Origin of the sequence: Nonomuraea lactucae (assembly GCF_003313395.1) — a bacterium.
Classification (GTDB): Bacteria; Actinomycetota; Actinomycetes; order Streptosporangiales; family Streptosporangiaceae; genus Nonomuraea; species Nonomuraea lactucae.
In genome coordinates this window covers 1-1243 of record NZ_QNFZ01000472.1, presented here as the reverse complement: position 1 = coordinate 1243, position 1243 = coordinate 1, and the positions used below count along the sequence as shown (strand labels likewise).

Annotated in this window: 1 protein-coding gene; it reads left to right on the top strand. The window is 75.9% G+C overall.

What is annotated here, in order from left to right:
• The coding region (locus tag DQW85_RS22765) for an IucA/IucC family protein (protein ID WP_113702179.1) at nt 1-1242 on the top strand (1242 nt) is incomplete at its 5' end.
• Between the last annotated feature and the right edge of the window lies 1 nt (nt 1243).

Genomic DNA, 1243 nt, shown 5'->3' with positions numbered 1-1243 from the left:
GGCGACGGGGGCCTGGGCGGGCGGGGGCTGGAGTGGTTCGAGCAGGGCGTGGTGGACGGGCACCCGTACCATCCCTGCTGCCGCAACCGGCCAGGATTCTCCGTGGCGGAGCAGCTCGCGTACGCGCCCGAGCACCGCACGGTCGTTCACCTGGACCTGGTCGCCGTGTCCGCGTCCCGATGCCTGGTCGTGGGTCCCTGGCCGGAGCGGTTGAGGGACGGCGACCGGGTGCTGCTGCCGGTGCATCCCTGGCAGCGCAGGCACCGGCTGCCGGAGCTCGGGTTCGGGCCGCCGGTCCCCGGGGCTGACGCGGATGTCGGCCAGATCCCGGCACGGCCGCTGATCTGCCTGCGCACGGTCGTGCCCGTAGCGGGCGGCCCGCACATCAAGACGGCGGTGTCGGCGAGGATGACCTCCCACGTGCGGGACATCTCGCCCGCCTCCGTGGAGGACTGCGTGGCGCTGTCGGACCTGCTGACCGGGCTCGCCGCGCGCCTGGGGGGCGGGCGGCTGCGCGTCGCCCGTTACCTGGCCGGGGCCGCCGCCTGCGTCGGCGGGCGTCCCAGCCCGGAAGTGGCGGTGATGCTGCGGGAGCCGCCGTCACGGTACGCGACGGGAGCGGGGGAGACCGTGCTCCCGTTCGCGGCCTTGACCGCACGCCCCGGGCACGGCGGGCCGCCGCTGGTCCGCACCGTGATCGGCCTGTCCGGGACACCTGCCGCGCGGTGGGTCGGTGCCGTCGCGCTGGAGGTGTTCGCGGCGGTGCTCGGCCTGCTGGACCTGGGTGTGGCGCTGGAGGCCCACGGGCAGAACCTGCTCCTCGTCCTCGACCGGTACGGCCGCCCGTCGCGCCTCGTCTACCGGGATCTGGCCGACATCCGCGTCAGCCCCGCCCGGCTGGCCCGCCACGGGCTGCGGGCTCCGCCGCTCAACCCCCGGATCCTCAGCGACGACCCCGGACTGCTGCGGGCCAAGCTCTTCGGCTCGCTCGTCGGCACCACGTTCGCCAGCCTCGTCTCGGCGCTCGGCCAAGGCGATCGCGACGCCGAGGCGCGGCTGTGGGCGGCGGTGGCGGTGGCGGCCAGGAGCGCGTTCGACGAGCTGCCGGCCTCGGCCCGCCTCAGGGCCGACCGCGCCGCCCTGTTCGGCCCCGAACTGCCGGTCAAGGCACACACGCTGATGCAGCTGCGGGGCGGCCCGCCGGGGGACCGCTGGGCACGCCTGCCGAACCCTCTCGCCTGAT